This is a genomic window from Bartonella sp. AA74HLJMH (assembly GCF_042197045.1).
Taxonomy (GTDB): domain Bacteria; phylum Pseudomonadota; class Alphaproteobacteria; order Rhizobiales; family Rhizobiaceae; genus Bartonella.
The window spans coordinates 1-8720 of sequence record NZ_JBHIRJ010000028.1 but is presented as its reverse complement, the minus strand read 5'-3'; the positions used below and the strand labels follow the sequence as shown (position 1 = coordinate 8720).

Below are 8720 nucleotides of genomic sequence, written 5' to 3'. Positions count from 1 at the left end.
CTCATCATAGACCCAGCAATTGCCATCATGGGATAGGTTAACTTCCTTTTCAATAAAGCCGCCTAAAGACCCCGCCTGTACATCATCGAAATCTTTTAAAGCTTTAATGCGATAAAGGTTTATAATATTTCGAGTAAGAGCATGTTTGATTTTTTTTATTTCACTGGTTAATTCGTATTTTTTGCACATAGAAGACCCTCACAATCTAATGTGATAAACAGTTGATAAAATTTGGAATGGGAAAATTTGAAAGAGGGGCACCCCCGCCGCGCCCGCCGCTGCTTTATTAATTAGACCCAGACAATCTCTAATTCACCATAAGGAGAGAGACGTTCAGTATAGGTTTTTATTTTAGTAGACCCGCCGACATTTTCACGAATAACAGCAATTCCATGAATATTGGCATTTTCATAAACATGCACGTTATTTGCTATACGAGCATTTTCATAAACCCTAGCATTGTCATAAACATAGGCATTATCATAAATAATAGCCTTGCCATACACATGTGCATTACCATAAACATGGGAATTATCAGAAATAACAGCATTGCCATAAACATGGGCATTATCATAAACATAGCCAGCAATGATAGCATTGTCATAAACCCGCGCATGACCATAGATATGACCACAAATGATAGCATTGCCAAAAACCCTTGCATTTTCATAAACGTGACCATTTTTAAACACAAGAGCCTCATCATACACCCAGCAATTGCCATCATGAGAGAGGTTATCTTCCTTTTCGATAAAGCCCCCCAAGGCACCAGCTTTAACATCAGAAAAGTCTTTTAATGCTTGGATACGGTAGAGAACATGATTACCAAATACACGCGTTTCATTTGTGAGTGCAAACTTCTTTTGCATGGCACAATTCCTGTATAAAGAGATTTAAATTTTAGAATGAGATGTTTTAAAGAGGGACGCCCCCGCCGCGCCTGCGCGTTATTTACGCAGCATCATTTTCATATTCGCTGTCATTATAATCGTCATAATACCACTCACAATCAGCATAATATTCATGACGGTAATAATCATCTTCACTCCCAAATTCTGGATATGCCTCATCCCAAATATGATCATCAGCAGTTAAAGAGGCGGCGCTATGAACATAAGAATCGCCAGAGATAAGAGCCCCACAAACCACGGCATCATCAAAAACACGCGAGCCATCACAAATATGAGCAGCGCCGCTTATTTTTGCATTGCCACCGATATGAGCATCATCACAAATCACGGCATTATCGGAAATATGAGCATGATCAGTGACACGGGCGTTATCATAAATTTGTGCATTGCCTTCAATTACAACGGCATTGCGAACATGAGCATTTCCATAAAGCTTTGCATTGTCCTTTAATAACATGCCTTCAAAAATAGCATTCCCATAAATTTTTGCATTCCCACAAACGTCTACAAAAAAGCTTTTTACTTTAGCATTCCCTGAAACCCTTGCATTTTGAAAGACGCGCGCTTTGTCATAAACCCAGCAATTGCCTTTGTGAGATAAGTTACTTTCGTTTTCAATATACCCCCCAAGATCGCCAGCTTTGACATCCCCAAAATCTCTTAAAGCACGTATACGGTATAATATGAGACCAGTCACAAAATCCATTTCGCCAGTAAACTCATATTTTTTAGATGTTTTTTTCTTATTAACGGGGGTGTTTTTTGAGATATTTGTCATATTTAAACCTGTATGTTTTTAAAAGTTTTGAATTGACAGCCTATAAAGGGCGCCGGGCGTTCAAAACACGGCATACAGTCCGTTGCTATGCTTTTCCCATAAGGGTATTGTATGGCATAAGCACACCCGACATAAATACATACACTTATAATATAAAGCGTTGTAATAATCGAATTTTGTAGAGGAAGTAAACAATTTTGGTTGTTTATCCACTGTATGTTTAGTGTTTTGAATCACTTAAGTATTTACATAACAAAATACGTATTTATTGTCAAACAATATTTTATCTTTTTTGATATTTTTTGTATTTTTTTAAATACGTTGTGTATTGATAATATCTTATGCCTATTAGTTGCTTCTTTTATATTTATATGCTTTTAAAGCTATATTATTGGCTTTCTTAAAAGATTGCGTTATTTTCTGAATCTATACATTTATAATATTTAGAAACGCTCTCATAATGCGTATTTTAAACTTTATAACCTATCAATTTTGTCACTAAATGGCTTTTAAGATTTCTGTTAATTTCTTTTAATAACACATTTTAGACTTAACAGCCTTTATAGGGACTGTCTTTATAAACAAATGCTTTCATTTGCATATGAGTATTCAAGTTTACTGTTTTTACGCATTCTTTATAGCTGTTATGTTCTTTATAGTCATGGCATCATTTTTCATTTTCATAAGAGAAACGATAAATAGGATAATTGCGATTTATTGTCTGTTATGAAAACATCTCAGTAGAAACTGATCATTATAGAGATGAGCAAAATCCCTTTTAATAAACTTTTGTCATTTTTGTCAGTTCTTCTTAGAACCTATATCATTTTTTTTAATGAGAAAAATTAAAAACATTATATTTCAATATGTTAGTATTTTAATGATACAACCCTTATTAAGATGCACCCCATAAATACAACTGTAAATATATATTTGTCAGTTATGTGTCAGTAAATTGAACTGACAAAAGTGATCATTTTAGTGAGTCATTAAAACGTGTCTTATGAAAAGCGTATGACCCTTTAAAGCCTTTCAAAAGATAGCTTGTAACTCATATGAAATGCTATCAAAATCATTATGGTTATGAGTTTTGAAGGGGTTTTGAGTTTTGAGGGTTGCTGCTATTATGTAAAAAAAACGATAAAAAGCAAAAACGTTATTTTTCAATAGGTTAAGATTTTACAGATCTTAAAAAAACAACCCATATTGATAACACAACCTATAAATTCAACTAATAATATACGTTTTGAGGGGGTTTTGACGATTTTTACACCTTCAAAACCTATAAGCAAAATGAATATATATAACTCTCCTTAAACAAAGCTTTTGAAAACAATAAAGCACTCATTTTAGATTACGATATAACCTCTTAAAGGCAATCCAAATAAGAGTATCTAAAAGTGCAAGTTTCTTCTTTTTAGAATAACGCATGATAAATTATCCTTTTAAAGATTGTATGCAAGCAATGTATAAAGGGGTATAGACTACAGTTATAAGCTCTATACCCCTTACGAGTTTATCATACCCATTATGTGAGCATGCTTTATAAGTTATTCAGTTTCTTTTAATACCAAATTTGGTAAGTTCTTAACGATTTTCATGGTTTCTAAACTTACCGTAATAACCCTTTGAAACAACTCCAATGGGTAAGCAGGGTTGCCAACGGTTTCAACAGCATAGCGATTGGCATCATTAACAATGCCGCTCTTTTTATCAGTCTTTACACATTGCCGTTCCATAACCCATTCAAGAGCGGGTTTACCATTGACGATATATTCATAAGCTTCAAGAGGGATATCTGTCATTGTGACATTGCTGTTGTAAAAAACTGTCGATTTATCTTTTACTTTACTATTCCCAAAAAAATTCATTTCTGTAACATAATAGAATTTTTCAGGATTAGGGATATCAGTGAGTTTTGGATCACCTTTTTTAAAGGTTACAGGATAAGGTTCTACAGTTTCATAGTTCATATGCAAATGCCCCAGTTCACGCCCTGCAGTTACAAATTTCCAAAAATCTTCAGTGCTCTTTACACAAGGGATACGAGGCAATTCTTTAGAGAGGTTATCAGCATAACGGGTGCGGTAATCTTCTGAATGCAAAATCCCGTAAACATAATAAAATAGATCACCTTTAGTGATAGTTTCATTAGGATAAGCGGCTTTAAAATGTGCTAATCCTTCATCCGTAATGGCATCACGGCGTTGTAAACCAGCTGTTTTGTTTTCCTCTATAGAGTTTGTAAATAAATGGGATTGCTTTTCACTTTTCTCTTTTAAGGATACAATATCTTCATAAAGATATTGCGGAAAGCATTGACCGTTTTCTATCACCTGATAATCAGACACAGCTTTAATCATAAGAACAGAAAAGGTTTTTTTTGCTCCTATGCCTGTAAGTTGTATCATTTTATTTTCAACTGATTTTCCTATAGGAAATATACATGGCATTATGGAAACTCTATCGTTGAAAGCACGATTATAATAGAGCCATTGTTTTGTAAAAGGGCGATAAATACTTTGAATAAAGCACGTCTCCTCGAACTCAAATAATTTTTCTCTTATAAATTCTCGTTTAAGAGTACTACTCCAACTGATCTTTGTAGCATCAGCGTTAACGAAATTGTCTATAGCCTTTTCACGTATTTTGCGATCAACATGTCCATAAGCTTCGTTAAAGCGCTCCACTTCGCTATTATAGAAGTTAATCATGTTGTACATGTTTTTTGATAAAGCATTACGACTTGAGTTGTATGCCCACGCATCACGACTGGTTAGAACGCCACAGGAATAAGTTTCAAAAAGCTTTGTATCATGACCTTTCTTAACACCTAAAGCTAGAAATGTCTTGAAACTGTCATCACGTTGATTTATCCAATCATTATGCCTATCCGGTGTAATTATTTGCCAACCTTGTTTACTCCGTGTAATACCATTAATGCTACCAAATTTTTTAATTGTCTTAAGCTTTTCTTCTCTATTGAGATAATCTCCAATATCACGGAAATATATTTTCCCATGTTGTTGTGCATTTGGATTTTTAACCAAAATAGAAATCGCTATAGGGGCACGAGAACCTTCACCAAAAATTTTTCCACCTTCTTTGCGAGAAAGTTCTCCAGAGGTTCGTTGATTACCCCGTAAATGGAAAATATAAAGGCTGCTAAATTCTTCAACGAGGCATTTGCGTAAGCCATCCATAGATTTTGTATCTATAAAACTTGCATTTGTAACAAAACCAATCACACCACGGTCTTTTATACGGTCACTTGCCCAGCGAATGGCGCGGATGTAACTATCATAAAGCGCCTGCATAAGACTTGCTTTCGATTGAGCCGCATAAGTTTCACTGATCCGTTTATCTAAAATCGGATAAGGAGTATTTTTCGCATTATCGTTTTCACTCTTTTGTCCTATAGAATAAGGAGGGTTACCAAAAATAACTTCGATATCCAGTTTCTTTTGATGCTCTAAATATTCACTGTTTTCTTTGAATAATTTTTGCAGCAGATTCTTTTCTTCAAGCATCCGAAACGTATCAGTCAAACCAATATGCTTGAAAGGGATATATTCTCCTTTCATGATACTATGATAGGTCGATTCAATGTTAATCGCTGCTATGTAATAGGCAAGTAAGACAATCTCATTGGCATGGATATCATAACGGTATTTATATTCCATATCCTCTGGTTTGATGAGATCTGATTGTAAAAGCCGTGTAATAAAGGTACCCGTTCCCGTGAAAGGGTCAAGAATAGAGACACCCCGTGAACCAAGGCTTTTTCCAAATTCATTGCGTAAAACATCATCAACAGAATGAATGATAAAATCCACAACCTCAATGGGCGTATAAACAATTCCTAATTTTTCTACCGTACGCGGAAAAGCATGACGGAAAAATTCATTATAAAGCTTTACAATTAAGTTTTGTTGTGCTTCAAGACTTGTAGTTCCTCGTGTGTAAAATTGTACATTCCTAGAGATAGTTCTGAAATCTTGAGATTCTTCTTTAAGAGTAACTTTATCAAGGATATTAAGTACACGTTGTAAAGCACAAGAGACGGGATTTTCTTGAACAAACTGATGCCCCTCAAACAAAGCATCAAAGACTGGACGCGTCACAAGATGTTGTGCAAGCATTTCAATCGCATTTTCTTCGGAGAGGGTCGTGTTTAAATTGTTACGTAATTCGGTCATAAAACCATTAAACACCCGCCGCGTTTCCGTTTCTGATTTTGTTAAAACTTCGGTTAAGCGTGTGATATGATTTTGAGCAAGATCAGCAACATTGGTTGCCCATCTTTTCCAATAGCTAGGGTCGTAATTTCTCTTAACAATAGCTGCTCTAATGACATCCGGATATTGAGAAAAAAGGGATAATTCTTCTTCTGGTTTATATCCGTGAAAGGATTCATAAGTTGGTGATCCAATGTTCAGTCCTGAATATTCTGATTTTGAGCGTATAGGTAAGTCATCAATAACCACAGTTGTATCTTCTGAGGTAGCCTTTTGAGAAGGAACAATAATATCAAGGGCATAGCTTACGTCCTGTTTTATGGACATATGGTGGATTATTTTATTAAAACTCTCATCATGGGCACGCAAAGCATTGACGACTTGCCAGATGACATCATATTTTGGATTATTTTCCAAGGCTTGTACTGGTGGAATGCCAGCCGGTACTCCAACGGGTAGAATGATATAGCCTCTTTTCTTACCCTCTGCTCGACGCATGACACGGCCTATTGCTTGAATAATCTCAATTTGACTTTTTCGCGGGTGTAAGAATAGAACAGCATCAAGAGCAGGAACATCAACACCCTCCGAAAGACAGCGTACATTGGTTAGCACACGACACGTATTTTCCCCCGCATCTTCCTTTAACCAGTCAAGTTGTTTTGTACGCTCTTTAGCACTAAAGGTTCCATCAATATGGGCAAGAGTACAGTTAAGAGGGGGAGTATCTTTATAGTTTTTATGAAGGGCGTGCAAAGATTCTTGAACTTTTTCTTTTTTGAATTCCTTGCATATGCGTTTAGAAGTATCAATATCTTTGCAAAATGCTAAAGCTCTACGCATGGGATTGGGGTCATCTTCAAGATCAAGTTTCAGATCCATTTTGGTAAGGGCTCTATAACAGCCATTAATCTTGGTCCTATCGTCAAGAATAAGTTCATAATTCTTATCGGTAATAAGATGTTGAATGGATTGGCTTACTTCTTTTTCATTGACAACTAATATGATAACTTTACAAGGTGATAACAGTTTATGTTCTAGAGCTTCCGCAAATGTATAATGATGCAGTTCTTTGCCATAAATTTTTTCGTCATCCATAGAGGCAAGAACAGTATCAGATAGGTCAGCTTTCCTTTTTATCTTATCTGTAAAGATTTTGGGGGTTGCTGTCATATATAGACGTTTTTTACCCCGAATGATTCTGTTATCATGAACCTTGATAAATTCAGATTCACGCTTGTCTGTTCCTAACACAGCCCCAGTTGTTCTATGTGCTTCATCGCAAATGATTAGATCAAATTCGGGTAAACCATGCTCTTTTTGCGCATCTGAAATCACTTGGATAGAATGGTAAGTTGAAAACACCACCGTCATTGCATCTGCTAGGTTTTCGCAAGCTTCTTTGGCAAGGGTTTGGGCATCCGTGGTAGCAGGGAGAACAAGATCTGATGTTTCCATGCCAACAATATCATCTTGGTTCTTACGACGCTTGCCTACTTTTGTATCCGAACACACAGCAAAAGAACGCAAAGGTACTTGTGCATCGGCTGTCCATTCACGGATTGTTTGTGAGACTAAAGCCAGAGAAGGGACCAGAAACAAAACACGCTTGCCTTTCCCAGCAAGGGTTTCTGCTATCTTCAAACTGGTGAAAGTCTTCCCCGTACCACATGCCATGATCAGCTTGCCACGGTCTGCTTCTTTTAAACCTTCACAGACTTTCTTGATGGCTTCTTCTTGATGGGGACGAGGCTCTTTTATTGATTTAAGAACAATTTCTTTTTTAGTTGCAAATATTTGCCAATCTATACGACTGTTTTCCATATGACGAAGGTCAATGCGATAAACGGGTATCGCTTGTCCTTTGATCATGGCATTCACATTGTCACTTAATTCCACTTCCGTGGTATCGACGAGAAGGCGATATTTAAAGATGTCTTTTCCAGAGGCAGCGATAAAGCTATCAATATCTTTTTTACTGATCTGATGGTCAGCTTTATAAAACTTACATTGAATAGCCACATATCCCTCTTGATTGCGAAGCTTTGCCACCAGATCAATGCCGATATCATTTTTATTCCAACCTTCACGCTCTTTAGCCCATTCATAATAGCTCTCAACCGTTTCATATCGTCCAAAATGGAGAGGGTCATACATAAGATAAGCCATGACAAGGTTTTCAAACAGCGTTCCCAATTCACGGGGTGATTTTGCTTGTTGACGATAATATTCCAAGAGAGAGCGTAAAGAGACATGTTCATGATCATAATGATGAGGGCGAAGCATAAAGAATAAACTCCATGACAATATATTCTATTGATTAATTCTCTTCAAAAGAATCAAAATGAAGCTTATTAAATCCATTTTGAGTAAATGGTGAAAAAAATGCAGAAAAATGCGAAAAAACGGATAAATTTTTTTCAAAAGAGTTTTTAAAGGTACTTATCCACAGCCCATGGCATAGGATAAGATCAGCAAAATAGTGAAATTTGCTATTCGTTTTATGGAAAAAAGACAAATTTGATATGTGCTTTTAAGATATCATAATGAGTATTTTGATAGGTTTTATGAGTCACTAAAATAATCTATTTTGTCAGTTTAATTTACTGACACAAACTGACAAATATATATTATGGATTGTATTTAAGGTTGTATTGTCGATATAGGTTGTATCATTAAAATACTAACATATTGAAATATAATGTTTTTAATTTTTTCTCATTTAAAAAAATAATATAGGCTCTAAAAAGAACTGACAACACTGACAGCACTGGACAAAACTCTTCTGTTCAG

The 8720-nt window shown here is 35.7% G+C and carries 3 protein-coding genes and 1 pseudogene; all 4 read right to left on the bottom strand.

The features are described 5' to 3' along the window. Positions 1–189 (bottom strand): annotated as a pseudogene (locus ACFINH_RS08590) (hypothetical protein); the annotation flags it as partial. Positions 190–290: 101 nt separating this feature from the next. Beyond that, positions 291–869, bottom strand: a complete 579-nt coding sequence (locus ACFINH_RS08585) for a hypothetical protein (RefSeq protein ID WP_375632690.1) — start codon at positions 867–869, stop codon at positions 291–293. An 82-nt stretch (positions 870–951) separates the two neighbouring features. Then, on the bottom strand, positions 952–1689 hold the full coding sequence (locus tag ACFINH_RS08580; protein ID WP_375632688.1) for a hypothetical protein: 738 nt from the start codon (positions 1687–1689) through the stop codon (positions 952–954). 1550 nt (positions 1690–3239) lie between these two features. Further along, positions 3240–8213, bottom strand: a complete 4974-nt coding sequence (locus ACFINH_RS08575) for a DEAD/DEAH box helicase (protein WP_375632686.1) — start codon at positions 8211–8213, stop codon at positions 3240–3242. Positions 8214–8720 lie beyond the last annotated feature (507 nt).

What these genes read in the sequence shown, in the direction of transcription:
- ACFINH_RS08585 (WP_375632690.1), bottom strand. Translation starts at nt 869, where the DNA reads ATGCAAAAGAAGTTTGCACTCACAAATGAAACGCGTGTATTTGGTAAT.
- ACFINH_RS08580 (WP_375632688.1), bottom strand. Translation starts at nt 1,689, where the DNA reads ATGACAAATATCTCAAAAAACACCCCCGTTAATAAGAAAAAAACATCT.
- ACFINH_RS08575 (WP_375632686.1), bottom strand. Translation starts at nt 8,213, where the DNA reads ATGCTTCGCCCTCATCATTATGATCATGAACATGTCTCTTTACGCTCT.